The sequence below is a fragment of the Erythrobacter aurantius genome (assembly GCF_023823125.1).
GTDB lineage: Bacteria > Pseudomonadota > Alphaproteobacteria > Sphingomonadales > Sphingomonadaceae > Erythrobacter > Erythrobacter aurantius.
Window position 1 is genome coordinate 1971879 of record NZ_CP090949.1, and the last position, 17866, is coordinate 1989744.

11 protein-coding genes and 1 tRNA gene are annotated in these 17866 nt (G+C 61.1%); 7 read left to right on the forward strand and 5 right to left on the reverse strand.

Translation table 11 applies throughout. The annotated features are described in order from the left end of the window. Window positions 1-69: 69 nt before the first annotated feature. A complete protein-coding gene (locus tag L1K66_RS09380) occupies window positions 70-1836 on the forward strand; it encodes a DUF885 domain-containing protein (RefSeq protein WP_252257628.1) in 1767 nt (588 codons plus the stop codon). Here the strand turns inward: L1K66_RS09380 and L1K66_RS09385 are convergent, their stop codons facing one another. Then, complete coding sequence (locus L1K66_RS09385; RefSeq protein ID WP_252257629.1) at window positions 1837-3219, reverse strand: ABC1 kinase family protein; 1383 nt, start codon at window positions 3217-3219, stop codon at window positions 1837-1839. It abuts the gene before it with no gap. Between the two features lie 67 nt (window positions 3220-3286). Beyond that, on the reverse strand, window positions 3287-4060 hold the full coding sequence (locus L1K66_RS09390) for an SDR family NAD(P)-dependent oxidoreductase (protein ID WP_252257630.1): 774 nt from the start codon (window positions 4058-4060) through the stop codon (window positions 3287-3289). A 77-nt stretch (window positions 4061-4137) separates the two neighbouring features. Here L1K66_RS09390 and L1K66_RS09395 point away from each other — a divergent pair, with 77 nt between their 5' ends. Continuing rightward, entirely contained in the window at window positions 4138-4593 is a 456-nt protein-coding gene (locus L1K66_RS09395; protein ID WP_252257631.1) for a DUF3429 domain-containing protein, read from the forward strand. Window positions 4594-4600: 7 nt separating this feature from the next. Here the strand turns inward: L1K66_RS09395 and L1K66_RS09400 are convergent, their stop codons facing one another. After that, entirely contained in the window at window positions 4601-5731 is a 1131-nt protein-coding gene (locus L1K66_RS09400) for a hypothetical protein (RefSeq protein WP_252257632.1), read from the reverse strand. A 209-nt stretch (window positions 5732-5940) separates the two neighbouring features. Continuing rightward, on the reverse strand, window positions 5941-7455 hold the full coding sequence (locus L1K66_RS09405) for a tryptophan halogenase family protein (protein WP_252257633.1): 1515 nt from the start codon (window positions 7453-7455) through the stop codon (window positions 5941-5943). 194 nt (window positions 7456-7649) lie between these two features. On the opposite strand from L1K66_RS09405, the gene L1K66_RS09410 reads away from it, so the two are divergent. The 5 genes from L1K66_RS09410 (at window position 7650) to L1K66_RS09430 (ending at window position 17699) form a co-directional block, all read left to right on the forward strand. Continuing rightward, window positions 7650-10946 (forward strand): TonB-dependent receptor, encoded by a 3297-nt coding sequence (locus L1K66_RS09410; RefSeq protein ID WP_252257634.1) that lies wholly within the window; start codon window positions 7650-7652, stop codon window positions 10944-10946. A 269-nt stretch (window positions 10947-11215) separates the two neighbouring features. Next, window positions 11216-12274, forward strand: coding sequence for a LacI family DNA-binding transcriptional regulator (locus L1K66_RS09415; RefSeq protein WP_252257635.1), 1059 nt, complete (start codon window positions 11216-11218; stop codon window positions 12272-12274). An 8-nt stretch (window positions 12275-12282) separates the two neighbouring features. Further along, window positions 12283-13482 carry an MFS transporter gene (locus L1K66_RS09420; protein ID WP_252257636.1) on the forward strand — a complete coding sequence of 400 codons (1200 nt, stop codon included), beginning with the start codon at window positions 12283-12285 and terminating at the stop codon, window positions 13480-13482. Window positions 13483-13581: 99 nt separating this feature from the next. Further along, entirely contained in the window at window positions 13582-15978 is a 2397-nt protein-coding gene (locus L1K66_RS09425; protein ID WP_252257637.1) for a glycoside hydrolase family 3 protein, read from the forward strand. A gap of 137 nt (window positions 15979-16115) precedes the next feature. Next, a complete protein-coding gene (locus L1K66_RS09430; RefSeq protein WP_252257638.1) occupies window positions 16116-17699 on the forward strand; it encodes a sodium:solute symporter family transporter in 1584 nt (527 codons plus the stop codon). 57 nt (window positions 17700-17756) lie between these two features. Here the strand turns inward: L1K66_RS09430 and L1K66_RS09435 are convergent. After that, a tRNA-Pro gene (locus tag L1K66_RS09435) sits at window positions 17757-17833 on the reverse strand. Between the last annotated feature and the right edge of the window lie 33 nt (window positions 17834-17866).

Here is a 17866-nt window from a genome sequence, read left to right on the forward strand (position 1 = left end):
ATTTGCGTTGTACCGCAAGATTGATCGCTTGGGCAACAATTAACATACTGAATTTGGAGTAAATATCGGATGCGTAGAATTGTTTGCAGCCTTGCCCTGGTGGCACTTCCCGCATTTCCGGCACTCGCCGGCCCGGTTGAGGATTACGAGACGCTGCGCGAAGAAGTTTGGGAGGCGGCGCTCGACAGTTCTCCGATGCTGGCGACCAGCGTCGGCGACCGGCGGGGTGACGGGAAGCTGGGCGATCTGTCGCTTGCCGCATATGATCGTGAAATCGCTGAAGCGCGGGCTTTTCTTGCCCGTCTTAATGGCATTGATGCCGAACAACTCCCGGTCGATCTCCAGATTGATTACGCGGTGCTGAAAAGCAGCTTCGAAGATCAGATAGAAGCCAGCGCCTTTGATCATTCGCGCTACATCCTTTTCACCAATCGCGGCGGCTGGTTCTACGGCTTTGATTCCATGCCGTATCGCTCGCCCTTGTTCACGCAGGCCGATTACGAAAGTTACGTTGGGCGGCTCGAAGGGTTCGAGGCCTACAATGCCGATGGTATCGCCCGCAGCCGCGAAGCGGTGGCGCGCGGGCTGACGCAGCCGTGCGAGCCGATGCAGGGCTTCGACAACGGCATTCGTCAGCGCGTGGTGGAGGATTACACGAAATCGCCGCTCTGGCGCCCCTTCGCCGGGGAGCGGCCCGCATCAGTGAGTGAAGAAAACTGGACTTCGCTGAAAGCCCGCGCCCAAACCGCGATCAGCGGCGGGGTGCTTTCAGGGTACAAGGCGTTCCTCGATTTCTACACGCAGGAATACGCGCCCAATTGCCGCAGCGGCACTCCGGGCGTGATGGCGACGCCGGGCGGGGCCGAATATTACGCCCACCGGGTCAAAAGCTTCACCACCACCGACATGACGCCGGAAGAAGTGCACAATCTGGGGCTGTCCGAAGTCGCACGTATCCGGGCCGAAATGGAGACGGTCGCGGCAGAGGCCGGGTTCGACACGCGAGAGGCCTTCATCGAGCACCTGCGCACCGATCCGCAATATTACATGACCGACGAGGACGAGTACCTGCGCTACACTCAGGCGCTGGCGAAGCATATCGACGGGTTCCTGCCGCAGCTGTTCGGGCGGCTGCCGCGTCAGCCCTATACCGTGCTGCCGATGCCTGCGGCCGTCGCGCCGGGCAACACCACGGCCTATTACGAGCCGGGTTCGCTCGAAAACGGGCAGGCGGGGATTTACCGGCTCAACATGACCGAACTGGACCAGCGGCCTCTGTGGGAACTTCCCGCGCTGGGCGTGCACGAAGCGGCGCCCGGCCACCATCTCCAGATCGCGCTGCAACAGGAGCTCGACATTCACCCGCTGCGCGCCAACGGCACCTTCTTCACCGCCTTTGTCGAAGGCTGGGGCCTCTATTCGGAACGGCTCGGGATCGAGATGGGCCTTTATGACACCCCGGCCAAGCAGATGGGGCGGCTCAGCTATGAAATGTGGCGCGCGACCCGACTGGTGGTCGACACCGGGCTGCATTCAAAGGGCTGGAGCAAGCAGCAGGCGGTCGATTTCATGACCGAGAATACCGCGCTGTCGGCGGCCAATATCGATGCGGAGGTCAATCGTTACATGACCTGGCCGGGTCAGGCGCTGGCTTACAAGGTGGGCGAACTGAAAATCCGGGAACTGCGTACCCGCGCAGAGGAAGCGTTGGGCGCGAATTTCTCGCTGCGCGATTTCCACGATACCGTGCTGGAAAACGGCGCCATTCCACTGTCCGTGCTGGAAGAGCACGTTGATCGCTGGATCGCGGCGCAACTGGCCGTACAGGGCGAGTGATCAGGCGGCCTTGGCGGGGAGGGGCTTGGTCGAAGCCAGCACCTCCTCCGTCAGGCGGCGGATATTGACCTTGGCCTTGAGCCGAGCACCCAGCAGCGCGGTGCCTGATACCTTGCGCTGGACGAACAGCGTTTCGATCGGCGGGAAAGCCCAGGTGTCCTTGTCCTTGGCGATTTCCATGCCTTCTTCGCGCAGCAGCGGGACAAAGGCGCGGTCGCCAAAGTCGAACGGCTTGTCCTCGCGCATTTCGTTGATCACGATGTCGATCATGCGGTTCACCCGCTCCGGGTGCTTTTCCGCGACAATCGGCATCATGAAGCCGGATTCGATGGTTGCCGCTAGCACTTCCTCGCGATTGCCGTTGAGGCCCGCCTGCAACATCTTGCGATAGCCGTTCGACACATCGGGATCGACATCGCGGCAGGCACCGAAATCGAGCAGCACGATTTCCCCGGTCGAAGGGCGGAAGCGGAAATTGGCGAAGTTGGGATCGGTCTGCATCACCCCGAAATCGAACAATTCGCGCGCCACCAGTCGCATAAGCCGCTCCATCGTCGCGTTGCGCCGCTCGGGTGTTTCGTTTTCGAGTTCCTCGATGCTCACGCCTTCCTCGAAACTCATGGCGAGGATCGAGCCGCGCGTCAGCCCTTCGTGCAGGCGCGGGACGACGAAGCCTTCGATGCCGGAGAGCCTTTCGCGGTACATCTCCATCTGTGCGCCTTCGCGCTGGTAGTCGGCTTCTTCGTGCAGCTGTTTCTTGGCTGCGGCGAGGAGTTTTTCGATCTCCAGCTCAGGCGGGGCGAAACCGGCGACTTTCAGCAGCGTCATCACATTGTCGACGTCACTGTCGATGCTCTTGGCAACGCCGGGATATTGCACCTTGATCGCCAGCAATTCGCCATCGCGGGTCAGCGCCTTGTGCACTTGCCCGATGCTGGCGGCGGCAATGGGGCGGGGGTTGAACCAGCGGAACTGCTTGCGCCAGTCCGGCCCCCATTCGCTTTTCAGCACCTGATCCAGTTGCCGCGTCGGCATGAAATTCGCCTGATCGCGCAGAGTGGCGAGGATTTTCGACAATTCGGGCGGCAGGAAATCGCCTGCATCCAGGCTGATCATCTGCCCCATCTTCATCGCCGCGCCACGCAGGTGCGACAGGCGATCGGTCAGCCGCTGGACATTGCCCGGCGTCAGGATCAGGTCGCGCGCCGAAATCCTCTCACCACTGGAAAGCCGCCGCGCGCCCTCTGCGGCCATGCCGCCAGCGACCCCACCGACCAGCCGCCCGAAAGTGCCGATCCGCGCCAGCCGTCCCGACGGCACGGCTTTTTCGCGTGACCGGTCTGCGGGCTTGTCGTCGAAATCGGGAATGTCGTCTTCGGCCAAGGTGAAGGGTCCGTTTGCAAGGGAGGTAAGGGGACAACGGGCATATGGGGCCGCCGTTCCGCCAATTCTAGCTGATCGAAAGCCCGCCATCGACCGGCAGGCATTGTCCGGTGATGTAATCCGAATGCGAGGAGGCAAAGAACACCGCCAGCCCTTCCAGCCCTGCATGATCGCCGGGGCGGCGCAAGGGAATGCGCTGCGACATCCATTCGGCAAAGCGCGGGTTGGCTTTCGCCGTGATGTCGGTTTCGTAATAGCCGAAAAGCAGCGCGTTGGCGGTGATGCCATAGCGCGCCAGTTCGAAGGCCGCGCCGCGGGTCAGGCCGTTCACCGCCGCCTTGGACGCGGCATAGTCGGAGCTTTTGTTGACCCCCATGATCGATTGGCCGGAGGATGTGACGATCAACTTGCCGCCTGCATCGCCGTTTTCGGCGCGTTCGATCATGTGGCGGGAGACGTGCTTGTAGACGAGTGCGGGGCCGCGGGTGTTGACGGCAAAGGTCGCGTTCCAGCCTTCGGCGGTGATGTCAGGAATCCGCGTTCCCGCGCCCGAAATTCCGGCATTGGCAAAAGCGATGTCGACGCGGCCGAACACGTCAAGCGTGGCGCGCATGGCCTCTTCGATATCCGATTCCCGAGCGACATCGCAGAGTTGGGTGAGAACGCAACCGCCGCCAATTTCGCTAAGCTCTTCGAATGCGGCGTTGTTCTTGGCCTCGTTGCGCGCCCAGATCGCGACATTCGCGCCCGCTTTCACAAGCCCGCGCGCCATGCCAAGTCCAAGGCCGCCATTGCCGCCGGTGATGACCGCGACGCGGCCAGAAAGATCGAACAGGTTCATGGCCACGGGTTGGCGCAAATCGCCCCGGCTCGCAAGCTTGGCGGGAACTTGCCCGATTCCCGCAGGTTTGTGCCTGCATGGACGGACAAAACAGCCTTACTCCCGCTTCGCGCTGGCTCGGCTATGCCGGGCTGCTGCCCCAGATCATCTGCGTTGCACTGGCCGCTATGGGTCATGACTACGCCTATACCGCTCTTGCCGGAGGGTTCGCCTATGCGGCTGCGATTTTCAGCTTCCTTGGCGGTGTGTGGTGGGGACAGGCCATCGCCACGGGCAGGGGCGGGGCGGGGGCCTATCTGATTGCCGTCATGCCTAGCCTGCTGGCGGTTGCGTTGTTCCTGCCGTGGACGTTCGGGTGGGAATGGCCCGGCCCGGCGCTGATGTATCTGGGCGCGCTGATAATTGCGTCCCCGTTGGTGGACCGCGCGCTGGGATACGCCGCGAAGGACTTCTTCAGCCTGCGCGTGCAGCTTTCCACTGGGCTCGGGTTGCTGACAATCGCGCTGGGCGTGATTGCCGACGCGATTGTCTGATTTCCGCCTATTTGTTGACCTTGAAGACGTAGACCGGGCCAAGGTCCACTTCCTGCACGGTTCCGCCGAAATACAGCTCCAACTCGGCGCCGCCTGCGCCGTAACCGCGCGGAGCCTTCGTCTCGATCTTGATCAGCTGCCATTGCGGGCCGATGCGGAACCGGTTTGAGGCAAAGCTTTCAAACGGCGGCGAAGTCCCTTGAATGCGCGATGCGGCAACGGCGCGCCCGTCTTCGGTCGACGCGCTGATGGTGCGCGCGGCAATCGCGATAACCAGATCGTCGCCTTCGTTGATGGTGCGGTTGATCGGCACGGTCGCGGCCAGATCGGTCAGGTTCGATGCCGGATCATCCACGGTAAAGCGGGTGGCGCGCATCATCCAGATTTCGCGCTCCTCGCGGCTTTCGTGCCTGCCGGTGGAGCCGCCGAACTTCCAGAAATTCTGGCCCGGGTCATTGATCAGCGTGCCTGTCCCTTCGAGCCCTTCGGGCATTTCGAGGTCGGGGATTTGGAAGCTGGCCGCCGCCACGGTTACCGGCCCGGTCTCGGCGATCTTGGCGGCGCCGCTGACGACGATGGCCTGCCCGATTTCGATAATCTGGCGCGAGCGTCCGAATTGCAGGGCGATGATCCCGTCGTCCGAACGCAGTTTCTGTTCGGCGGTGGCGGTGACTTCGTACCACTGCCAATCCTTGCCGATGGTGAGCGTCTGTTCGCCAAAGCCGGGATAGGGTTCGACATTGCGCTGAAAGCGCACGCGCACCACGCCGTTGCCGTCGGGCTCGTCGCTTTCGATGGTACGGGCGTAGAACCCGACAGTTACCGTCTCGCCGCGATCGACCGATTCGGTCAGCGGGATATTGGTGCCCGCCGTGTAGATGAATTCCGCCGCACGTTTGACCTCGAACCGCCGTGCCGCCCCGCCGCCGGGGATCGATTCATCGACGATCGAGGACGCTTCGAGATCGGCACCGTAGCTTTGCCAGTCGATACGGGAGGGATCGTTGACGAGATCACCGGGCAATTGCGCATCGAGCGCTTCAAGCGCGGCGCGGTTTTGTGCGCCCAGCGGTGCAAGAGCGATGGCCGAAGTGCCCAGCAGCACGGCTGCGGCCAGAGTTGCGACTTGTGTCTTCATCGTAATCCTCCCCAGGTTCCGATCTGTTTATTGAGTCCATGCCTTTTGACAGGCTGTGTTGTCCATTTATGAGAACGCTATCAAGATTTGCTGTCGAAAACCTGATGCGTATGGTCTCGCCGATTGCACGGTCATGAATGAAGCGGATGAAGCGGGGCTTCGGGCTTTCTCAAAACCTTTCAGCCCCACTTGTGTGTCGTTGAGCCCCCTCAGGCGGCCTTTGCCGGGCAATAGCGTGCCAGATAGTCGCCATGCCCCGGCATGTGCTGCACCAGGAAGCGGATTGACTGTTCCATCTCGTCGATTTCGCGGCGCGTGGTGGCTATATCGAGCGAATCCGCCATCGGATTGTGGCCCGTCATGGCGATGCCCTGACCCATCATCACCGCTGCCCAACTCGTTTCGGTGAACAGTTCGTCTTCCTCGCGGAAGATCTGACCGTTGGCCTTGAATATCTCGACCTTCTCGGTGAGCGTATCGGGCACGTCCATGGTGCGGACATAGTTCCAGAAGTCGCTGTCGTCGCGCGTGGTGGCGTTATAGTGCAGGATCAGGAAATCGCGGATGCGCGCGTACTCACGCGCGGTCAGGCGGTTGAACGTGTCCTGCTGCGCCTGTGTCACCCCGTCGAGCGAAAGCAGCGACAACAGCTTGTCCACCCCGGTGTTGATGAGGTGGATCGAGGTCGATTCGAGCGGCTCCATGAACCCCGCGGCAAGGCCCAGCGCAACGACGTTCTTGTTCCAGAACTTCTTGCGCCGTCCGGTGGTGAAGCGCAGGAAATTGGGTTCGGCCTGCGGTTTTCCGGCGATATTGCCGAGCAGGATGTCGAGCGCCTCCTGATCTTCCATGTAGCTGCTGCAATAGACGTGGCCGTTGCCGTTACGGTGTTGCAGCGGCACCTGCCATTGCCATCCGGCGCTGTGCGCGGTGGCGCGGGTAAAGGGTGGGGGCGGACTGCCATCCTCGCGCTTGCAGGGCAGGGCAACCGCCCGGTTGCAGGGCAGCCAGTGGGTCCAGTCCTCATACCCGGTTTCCAGCGCCTGTTCGATCAACAGCCCCCGGAAACCCGAGCAATCGATAAACAGGTCGCCCGCAATCTCGCTCCCGTCGTCCAGCATTACTGAAGTGACAAAGCCGGTTTCGCTGTGGAGATTCGCATTGCTGATGCGCCCCTCCTGCCGCACCACGCCGCGAGCTTCGGCGTATTTGCGCAGGTAGGCGGCATAGCGGCCCGCATCGAGGTGATAGGCGTAGTTGACCGGCGGCAGATCGTCGCGCTGCTTTTGATAGTCCTCGCTGCGCATGAACTTGCCGAAATAGGCGGCCATGGTTTCTACGTTGAAGACTTGAATCGGGCGCTTGTCCCCGTCTTTGGCGAATTTGTGCCAGATGTGGTGGAAGGAAAGACCGCCCATCGTGTAGCCATAAGCGCCGAACGGGTGGATATAGCTGTCGCCGCGCTTCCCCCAGTTCTCGAACTGGATGCCCAGTTTGAACGTGCCGCCCACTTCGGCGAGCATTTCCGCCTCGCTGATTCCGAGCAGATCATTGAAGCCCACGAAAGGCGGAATGGTTGCCTCGCCCACGCCGACAGTACCGATCTGCTCCGATTCGATCAGAGTAATCCCCAGATCGCGGTTGGTCTTGAGTCGCGACAGGGCCGCTGCTGCCATCCAGCCTGCGGTGCCTCCACCGACGATGATTATTTGTTGAATTGCCATGATTTCCTCTATCCCGCAGGCCGCTTTAGCAGCCCCCGCGCATCCTCTCCACCCGCGCCTCTGTGACTTGTATGCCACAATGCAATGTGAACCTAATATTGCAAGTCTTGAGAACGCTCACAAATGTTGCTACCAGACTTCCAACACGGACGGCAAGAACGCCGCCAGGGGATCTTGGGAGGGGAATTCAATCCATGAATACCAGTCGTACTGCGCCTTCGCGGCGTCTTTTTGCACTCACCACCGCTTCGGGTTTGGCGATGTCCATGGCAATCGCCGGTCCTGCCTATGCGCAGGATGCAGACGAAGATGAGGACGTCACCGAAGTTGCTGAAGCCAGCAATGAGATCGTCGTCAGCGGTTTCCGCGCCTCGCTGGAAAACGCCCAGAACATCAAGCGTGACGCAGACACCTTCGTCGATGCGGTGACCGCAGAGGACATCGGCGCACTGCCTGACCGTTCGGTTGCCGAAACGCTGCAGCGTATCCCCGGCGTCAACATCGGCCGTTTCGAAAAGACTTCCGACCCTGACCGTTTCTCGGTCGAAGGCACCGGCGTCATCATCCGTGGTCTGCCGTTTGTCCGTTCCGAACTGAATGGTCGTGACATCTTCTCGGCTTCTAACGGTGTTGTCCTCAGCTTCAACGACGTTTCGCCCGAACTGCTCGGCCGCGTCGAAGTGTTCAAGAACGTCACGGCTGACATGGTCGACGGCGGCATCGCCGGTACCGTCAATCTCGTCACTCGCAAGCCGCTCGACAATCGCGGCACCCGCCTGTCGGGCACGATCGAAGCCAACGTTGGTGACCTCGCTGAAGAAACCTCGCCGGGCTTCTCGGTTCTCGGTTCGACCACCTTCGAAAATGAAGGCGGTTCGATCGGCCTCCAGTTTGGCTATGCTCGTTCGGAACTGATCAGCCGCACCGATGCGTCGCAGCTGACTGACCCCTGCTATCGCGCAGACACTCTGGACGGTCCGTGCTTCCGCACGACTTCGGTGAGCTCGGGCGGCGTCGGAGATCCCACCGGCTTCGATTCGTCGAACTTCCCACCTCCGGGCACGGTCATTGCGCCCAAGGGTGCGGGTGTCCGCACGACCGGACTCGAGCGTGATCGTGAAGCGTTCAACGCTGTCGTCCAGTACGAAAGCCCAAACCGCGATTTCCTCGTCACCTTTGAATGGCTGCGTTCGGAAACCAGCTTCGCCACTGACGAAGCCGCGCTGCTCGCGCTCGTCAATGACGATGCGCTGTTCCCGGTCCCGGCGGCAGGCACGACTTGGGAATTCGACGAAAACGGCATTTTCCAGCGCGGCATTCTCAGCCAGCGCATCGGCGATGCCTACGCCAACCCGTTCGGTCGCGGCGGTATTCCGCTCGAATCGCTGCGTTTCCAGCGTGATACGCTTGCAACCACGCAAGATTTCTCGATCGACATCGATTGGGAAGTCACCGATCGCTTCCGGGTCAACTTCGAAGCGCAGCGGATCGAATCCGACCTGCGTCAGGACTCGATCATCGGCGTAATGAGCAGCTGGGCGAACATTGCCATTGATGCTTCAGGCGAGACTCCGCAGGTCGAATTCCTCGCGCCTCCGGGGGCTCCGAGCGATTACTTCACCAGCGGCCAGAACACCTATTACTGGTTCCTGCTCGACTCGCTCGCCCGCAACGAAGGTCAACTGGAAAGCGCGCGCTTCGATGCCGAATACGACATCAGCGACACCGGCTTCTTCAAGAGCGCCCGCTTCGGTGCTCGCTGGGCCGAGCGTGACCGGATCACCCGTGACACCAATTTCAGCACCTGGGGCAACCTTTCGGCTCCTTGGGCTGGCCGTGCAGGCTGCGCTCCGTGGAACGCGGGTCCGGGCTGTGCTGCTACCGGCGGTTTCCAGCCGGGTCGTTTCTTCACCGGCCTTCCGGGTCAGGAATTCGCGATCGCAGGCGGTGCCTATGTTGATGAATTCCCTGGCTTCTCCAACTTCCGGTCACCCTTCGCAGACGGGTTCCAGCGCGGCAATGCGCCGACCCCGATCGCGGGCGGTGGCGCGTTCTTCTACGGCGGCGATGACTTCCTGGGTGAATACCTCTCGGGCGAAACCGCCAATCAGGCGCGCGAGCTGAACATCTTCTCGCAAACTCCGAACCCGTTCTTCGGCGTTCAGGGTCGTTTCTTCACCGATATCGCCGGCAACACCACGGCTTGCGACCCGTTCTGCCCGCCTGAAGTTTCGGATGTTACCGAAATCACCAAGGCAGCCTACGCCCGCATCGACTACGGCACGGATTTCGACAATGGCTGGAACCTCGAAGGCAACTTCGGCGTACGTTTCGTCGAAACCAAGGTCCGCACCGGCGGTCTGATCGGTTTCCCGAGCCCGTTCGGCTTTGATGACCCCAGCGTCACCAACGGTCAGGGCAACGGTAACGGTATTGTCGAAGTGTCGGAGCTTAACGCTTCCTGCGGTCGTACGCCTCCGGGGCAGACCCTGCCGGGCTTCTGCGGCCTGTCGGATGCCCGCAAACAGGAATTTGCGGCGGCCTTCACCGGCGATCTGGTGCTCGATGATCGCGCCATCACCTTCGATCACTGGCTGCCCAGCTTCAACGCACGGCTTGATGTCGGCGGCGGGCTGCTGTTCCGTGCTGCCGTTTCGAAGGGCATTTCGCGGCCTGACTTGCAGCTGTTCCGTTCGGGCGGTGCGATTGGTGACAACACCAACGACCTGCGCGCCGAAGGCACGCTGGAAACCGGTCCGTTGTTCCAGCTGTTCACCGGCAACCGCAACATTCGCCCGGTTGAATCCTGGAATTACGATCTCTCGGTCGAATGGTATTTCGACGATGTCGGCTCGATCACGGTTTCCGGCTTCCTCAAGGACATTCAGGGTATCGTGAATTCGGGTGTCGATACGGTCGATTTCATTGCGCCGAGCGGCAATCTGGTTGTACCGGTTGAAGTCAACGGCCCAGTCAATGCCAATGGCGGCACGCTCAAGGGCGTCGAAATCGGCTATCAGCAGACTTACGACTTCCTGCCTTCGCCGCTTGACGGCCTCGGGTTCGCGGGGACTTACACCTACATTGATGGTGGTCAATTCTCGAACTCCGATCTGGCGGGCAACACCAGCCTGTTCGCTTCATCGCAGCCGCTTGCCGGGATTTCCGAGCACACGGTCAACGCCACGGTCTTCTATGAAAAGGGACCGCTGTCGATGCGCGCAGCCTACAACTGGCGTTCGGACTTCCTGATCACGCCGCGCGACGACATCTTCCCGTTCTCGCCGATCTGGCAGGAATCGACCGGTCAGCTCGATGCGTCGATCTTCTTCTCGGTCACCGATTACCTGAAGCTGGGCGTCCAGGGCGTGAACCTGCTCGACGAAGTGACCGTGACGAGCCAGGTCGTCGACTTTGACGGAACCCGGATCACACGTTCGGCCTTCCGCAACGACCGGCGTTACACCTTCCTTGCGCGCTTCGACTTCTAAGGGGATCCGTCGAAGCCATCCGAGCAATCGGGCCCAGTAACTGGGTAGGGTGCAAAGGGGAATCTTGCTTGAGGGGGCAAGATTCCCCTTTCTTGGTTGCCAACCCGATGGCACGACGCCATCGGCTGTGGCACAAATCGATATCCCAAAACGAAGCGGGTGATTGCCTGCATCGGCCTTTGCCAATAATCGGGATATCGGGATAAAGGGGAGCTGGTTTGCGCTGAAGGGACGCAGTGCAACCGGTCTGAATTGACGGCGAACGGGACATGGCACGGGGTCGAAACAAGTCGGTGACAATCCGCGATGTGGCGGAAGATGCAGGGGTTTCGCTGCAAACTGTCAGCCGCGTCATCAATGACGGGCCGAATGTCCGTCCGCAGATGCGCGACAAGGTGCAGGCATCAATCGATCGTCTGGGATATGTGCCATCGCTTGCCGCCCAGCGGATGAGCGGATCGCGATCCTACATCATCCTCGCCATCAATGATCGTGAGCGAACGCTGGCCGACTGGCGCGAGAGGCAGGGCACCGACTGGGTCGACCAGATGCTGCTCGGCGGGATTCTGACCTGTTCGAAGCATGGCTATCGCATGATGGTCGAACTGGTCGACACGCATATGGACCATGTCGAGCGCGAGCTGGACGGCACGATTTCGGCGCTTCAGCCGGATGGGGTGATCCTGACCCCGCCTCACTCGGAAAACCGTCTGATCACCGATCTGCTGGAGCGGCGGGGAATTCCTTTCGCCCGGATCGGGTCGACCGAGGATGGGCCGGGCATTCCGTTGACCATGGGCGATGAGGAAGCCGCCCATCAGGCCACGTCGCGCCTTATTGAGCTTGGCCATCGCACCATCGGCATCATTGCCGGCCCGCGCGATTACAGCCTCAGCGGATGGCGTGTCGATGGTTGGCGGCGGGCTATGGAAGAGCATGGCTTGAACGCTGACGGGCTGAGCGAGCGCGGAGATTTTGGTTATGAATCCGGGACAAAGGCGGCCCGTGCGCTGCTGGATCGTAATCCCGGCATCACCGCGATCATCGGCAGCAACGACCAGATGACACTGGCTGCGCTTGAAGTGGCGCGCGACCGGGGGATGCATGTCCCGCGCGATCTTTCGATCATCTCGTTCGACAACACGCCGATCATCCGTTTTTCGCAGCCGCCGTTGACGGCAATCGATCAGCCGATCGCAAAGACAGTTTCGGCAGCGGTCGAAAAACTCATCACGCTTAAGGATAAGCCATACAAGGGCGGTGTGATTGATGTTCCTGCTAGCCTCGTCGAACGGGCTTCGATCGGTCCGGCGCTAAAGGCTGACTGAGCGCGGGGTTGCAGGCAATCGACAGTCCCGAAAATCGCCAGCCGATCTGGTACCTTGCCCTCTTCGCATTGGCCGCGGGGGGAGGAGCAATTGCCTATGTGCCGTTCCTGACGGTCCTGTTGCCGCTCAAGATCACTGCTCTGATGGGGACGGCGGACGTGCCCGCTCTTGCGCGGGTGACGTTCTTCGGTGCGCTTGTCGCCAGCCTCGCCAACATCGCCTTCGGCATCTTGAGCGACAGGACAAGAACGCGCGCTCCGTGGATCCTGCTGGGGCTAGCCAGTTCCAGCGCGCTGCTGATCGCAATTGGACACGCCAGCAGCCTTACCGAACTGGTGATCCTTGTCATGCTTTGGCAGGTGGGGCTCAACATGATGTTGGCTCCGTTGCTGGCGCTGGCGGGGGATTGCTTTCCGGACAGTCAAAAAGGCGTGCTGGGTGGCGCATTGGCGCTGGCGCCTGCGATGGGCGCTGTTGCTGGATCGCTGGTGACTTCCGAACACGTAGTCGATCCGCAGAACCGGTTGCTCACCGTCATTCTGCTGGTGACGCTTTGCGTGCTGCCCGCGGCGCTCGCGGCAAGAAACAGGGTGCGTCCGGAACTGATGGAGGAGGCGCCCCCAACACAAGAGGATACAAGGATCGTCAAGGATCGTGCCACCTTTGCCCGGATGTGGGCTGCGCGTTTCCTTGTGCAGATCGCCGAAGCGGGCCTGTTCGCCTTTCTTCTGTTCTGGCTGCGCTCGCTGGCAGAGGATTTTCACGAAAACACCGCCGCCAACATCTTCAGCATGGTGCTGATCATATCGGTTCCGCTCGCGCTGTTGCTGGGCCGCTGGTCTGACCGGCGCGAGCGCCCGATCATTCCGCTGGCGATCTGTGCTCTTGTGATCACCGCGGGGCTGGTTCTGATGGCATTTGCGCGCGAACTGGATGTTGCGATTGCGGGATATGTGGTGTTTTCAATCGCCGCATCGGTGTTCCTTTCGCTGCACACCGCGCAGACCTTGCGCGTTTTGCCGCAGCCAAGGCACCGTGGGCGCGATCTCGGCGTGTTCAATCTCACCAATACGCTGCCATCGATTGTGATGCCCTGGTTCACCCTGACTCTGGTGCCGGGCTTTGGATTCACAGGACTTTTCCTGCTTTTTGCGCTGTTGGCCGGGATCGCCGGAGCGCTGCTTTTCACCATTCCTGTGCGCCGCTGACACCGCAAAGCTTGCATTCAAAGGCGCGATTTGTAGTATATTGATAACGTTCTCATTTGGGATAAGAGAGCAAAGGTCTTTGGGAGGGACTCTCTGAAAATGCGTAGTAAAGCACGTCTGGTGCTCGCCAGCGCCATCATGGCGCTTGCCGTTTCCGGTTGCAGCGAAGGAAGCCTGCAATCGGCCAGTTCAACACCTGTGGCTGTGGCCGCTTCCACCTCTGTTGAAGCTGACAGCGAAGCCCGCATCGCGGATATCGTTTCGCGCATGAGCCTGGAGCGCAAGATTGCCCAGCTTATCCAGCCGCAGATCAATTCCGTCACGCCGGAGGAAATGCGCAAGTATCGCTGGGGCAGCTATCTCAACGGCGGCAACGGCGGCCCCTATGGCGACGAATTTGCGCCTGCTTCCGAATGGCTGCGGCTTGCGGACGAGATGTGGGACGCATCTACCGCGCCTCTGCCCAATGGCGAGCCGATCATTCCGACCATGTGGGGCACAGACGCGGTGCACGGTCACACCAATGTGATGAATGCGACGATCTTCCCGCACAATATCGGGCTGGGTGCTACCCGCGATCCCGATATCGTGCGCCAGATTGGCGCGGCAACTGCGGTTGAGATCGAGGTTACCGGCATCGACTGGAACTTCTCCCCCACTGTGGCTGTCGCGCGCGACGATCGCTGGGGCCGGACCTACGAAAGCTATAGCGAAGACCCGGTGCTGACCGGACAAATGGGCGCGGCGCTGATCGAAGGGTTGCAGGGGAAGCCGGGTGACGCAGACTTCCTCGCACAAGGCCGCGTGATCGCGACGGCCAAGCACTTCTTTGCCGACGGCGGAACCGATCAGGGTGTCGATCAGGGTGATGTGAACGGCGATATCGAAGAACTGATGGCGATCCATGCGGTGCCTTATCCGATGGCGATTGCCGCCGGGGTCGAGACGATCATGGCCAGCTTCAACTCGATCAACGGCATCAAGATGCACGGCAATCGTGACCTGCTGACGGATGTGCTGCGCGGCGAAATGGGCTTTGACGGGCTGGTTGTGGGTGACTGGAACGCGCACGGGCAGATTGCCGGGTGCACCGTTTCGGATTGCCCGCAGTCGCTGCTGGCGGGCCTCGACATCTACATGGTGCCCGATGATGCGGTGGCGCTCTATGAATCGCTTCTGGCACAGGTGCGCGACGGCACCATTCCCGAAGCGCGCGTGGACGAAGCTGTCACCCGCATCCTGCGCGTGAAGATGCGCGCCGGGCTGCTCGGCCCTGATGCGCAAAAGCCATCTGCACGCCCCAACGCTGGCGAGTATGAAAAGCTGGGTCAGGCATCGCACCGTGCAATTGCACGCGAAGCGGTCGCCAAATCGCAGGTGATCCTGAAGAACGAGGGCGTGCTTCCGATCAAATCGGGCGCGAATATCCTCGTCGCGGGCGAAGCGGCAGACAGCATCGCGCAGGCTGCCGGGGGCTGGACGCTGACCTGGCAAGGTGGGCGCGAGCTCACCAATGACTATTTCCCCGGCGCGACATCGATCTGGGCCGGTATCGAAGAGGCTGCTGTCGAAAGCGGCGGTTCGGCGACGCTTTCAGCCGATGGTTCTTTTGAACAGCGCCCCGATGTCGCCATCGTCGTGTTCGGTGAACAACCCTATGCCGAATTCGCCGGTGACCGCAAAAACATGGTTTTCGGCGATGAAGAAGGGCTGGAACTGCTGCGCAAGTTCGAGGCTGAAGGCATTCCGACTGTCTCTGTCTTCCTTTCGGGCCGTCCGCTGTGGATGAACCGCGAATTGAATGCTTCCGACGCGTTTGTCGCATCGTGGCTTCCGGGAAGTGAGGGCGCGGGCGTGGCCAATGTGCTGTTCGGCGCCGTTCCCGCCACGGGCAAGCTGTCTTTCAGCTGGCCGGCAAGCTGCGAAGGAATGCCGCTGAACGGCCCCGACGGCGCGTTGTTCGCTATGGGATACGGCCGCGCTCTTGATGATCACAGCGCGCTTGGCACGCTGAGCGAGGATTGCGGTTTCCTGAGCCTTTCCGCCGGTTCGGAATGGTATGCCAACGGGCGTCTGGCGGCGGGTGTTTCGGCTTTGGCCGGAGGCAGCGACCTGCCCAATCTGCGCGGCCAGGGCGATGGCCTTGTAGCCCGCGGGATCGACAAGGATCGCCAGGAAGACGCACGCAGCATCACCTTCGGACCGGGCGGCAGTTTGACGCTGAACGGATCGGGCGAGGGCGCGTTCGTCATCAGCTATAACCTGCCTCAGGCTCCTGCGGGCCAGGTGACGATTTCCAGCGGCGGCGAGCCGGTTTCGGTCAGCCCGCAACTGACGATCGCGGCGGGCAAGGGCTGGCGCGAAATGGTGCTCACGCAGGCGTGTCTGGGTTCGTTGGGCGACAGCCTGACGATCGCGACAGACGCTCCGCTGGAACTGTCGGTGGTTGAGATTTCGCGCCGCGAACTGCCCGCCGGCACGCAATGTTCGTTCTGAACGGAACAGTTTGAATGATGATGGCGCATAAGTCGGCGGGGTCTCATTGGAGCCGCCGGCTTGTGTGCTAGTCATCTGAAATCGGGGGAATACGACGCGAGGGCAAACAATCTCGCGCGAGGAGAGGGGATCGGCCGATGACGCTGGAGACAATAGATATCATAATTATCGCGGGCTACGCGCTCGCGCTGCTGGGGATCGCGCTGTTCGTCAGTCGTGAACCGGCAGGGCATGACAAGAATACCGAGGATTACTTCCTCGCCGGACGGGCGCTGCCGTGGTGGGCGATTGGCGCTTCGCTTATCGCGTCGAATATTTCCGCGGAACAGATCATCGGCCAGTCGGGGCAAGGGTTTGCCGTCGGGGTCGCGATTGCGGCTTATGAATGGCAGGCGGCCATCGTCCTGATCATCGTTGCCAAATACTTCCTGCCGATCTTCCTGAAGCGCAAGATCTACACCATGCCGCAATTCCTGATGCAGCGGTATGGCGACGGGGTGAAGAACCTCATGAGCGTGTTCTGGGTCGCGCTTTACACCGCGGTGAACCTTACCACTGTATTGTGGCTGGGCGGGCTTGCCGTGCAGTCGCTGACGGGGTGGAGCGTCATGTCGTCGATGATGGCGCTGGCCGCGTTTGCTGCGCTCTATTCGATCTATGGCGGTCTCAAGGCCGTGGCGCTGACCGACATCATTCAGGTCGTGATCCTGATCCTTGGCGGTCTGGCGATCACCTGGTTCGCGCTTGACGCGCTGCCGGCGGACGGTGCGGTGGCGGGCTTTGGCTATCTACTGCAGGAAATGCCGGGCCACTTCGAGATGATCCTTGAACCCGATCATCCGGCCTATTCGGACCTTCCGGGGATCTGGACGCTGCTGGGCGGTTTGTGGGTGCTGCACTTCAGCTATTGGGGCTTCAACCAGTACATCATCCAGCGCGCGCTGGGTGCCGAGAATCTGGGCGAAGCGCAAAAGGGTCTGGCCTTTGCCGCCTTCCTGAAGATCCTGGTGCCGTTCATCGTGGTGGTGCCGGGGATCGCGGCGGTGATCCTTGCGCAGCAGGGCGTGCTTGATGGAGCGGCTCTGGCCGAGAAATCGGACCGCACCTATGGCGAACTGATGGCGTTCGCTCCTGCCGGTCTGCGGGGCCTCGTGTTCGCGGCTCTGGTCGCGGCGGTGGTTTCGTCGCTGGCATCGATGATGAACTCGATCTCGACGATCTTCACCATGGACCTTTACAAGGCGGCCAAGCCTGACAAGCCAGAACAGCATTACGTGACGGTGGGCCGCATCGCCGCCTTCACCGCCATGGCAATCGCGCTTGTTCTGGCCCGTCCGTTTATCGGCGGGTTCGAAAGCGGGTTCCAGACGGTGCAGGAATACACCGGCTTCATCGCTCCGGGGATCGTGGTGGTGTTTCTGCTTGGCTTCTTTGACAAGCGTGCGAATGCCGCTGGCGCCTTCACCGCGCTGCTCGGATCGCTGGCGGTCAACGTGCTTCTGAAATTCGGAATGCCCGATGTACCGTTCATCATCCGCATCTGGGGCGTCTTTGTGCTGGCCCTGATCGCAGCGATGGTGATGTCGCGGATGACGGCGGCTCCCGAAGAGGAACGCACCGTCAAGCTGAGCGACATCGGTTTTGCGACCAGCACGCTGTTCAACACGCTGGCCGCAATGACTGTCGCCACACTGATCGGGCTTTACGTCTGGCTGTGGTGATCGGCTGACTTGAATCAAAAGGGCCGCGGGTGGATAACCACTCGCGGCCCTTTTTGCTGGTCGGGGAGAGAGGATTCGAACCTCCGGCCCCTGCCTCCCGAAGACAGTGCTCTACCAGGCTGAGCTACTCCCCGACCCAATCGATTCCACGCAGATTCGCACCACGC

Coding starts and splice junctions, on each gene's coding strand:
- L1K66_RS09380 (WP_252257628.1), top strand. CDS start 70: ATGCGTAGAATTGTTTGCAGCCTTGCCCTGGTGGCACTTCCCGCATTT.
- L1K66_RS09390 (WP_252257630.1), bottom strand. CDS start 4,060: ATGAACCTGTTCGATCTTTCTGGCCGCGTCGCGGTCATCACCGGCGGC.
- L1K66_RS09395 (WP_252257631.1), top strand. CDS start 4,138: ATGGACGGACAAAACAGCCTTACTCCCGCTTCGCGCTGGCTCGGCTAT.
- L1K66_RS09400 (WP_252257632.1), bottom strand. CDS start 5,731: ATGAAGACACAAGTCGCAACTCTGGCCGCAGCCGTGCTGCTGGGCACT.
- L1K66_RS09405 (WP_252257633.1), bottom strand. CDS start 7,455: ATGGCAATTCAACAAATAATCATCGTCGGTGGAGGCACCGCAGGCTGG.
- L1K66_RS09410 (WP_252257634.1), top strand. CDS start 7,650: ATGAATACCAGTCGTACTGCGCCTTCGCGGCGTCTTTTTGCACTCACC.
- L1K66_RS09415 (WP_252257635.1), top strand. CDS start 11,216: ATGGCACGGGGTCGAAACAAGTCGGTGACAATCCGCGATGTGGCGGAA.
- L1K66_RS09425 (WP_252257637.1), top strand. CDS start 13,582: ATGCGTAGTAAAGCACGTCTGGTGCTCGCCAGCGCCATCATGGCGCTT.
- L1K66_RS09430 (WP_252257638.1), top strand. CDS start 16,116: ATGACGCTGGAGACAATAGATATCATAATTATCGCGGGCTACGCGCTC.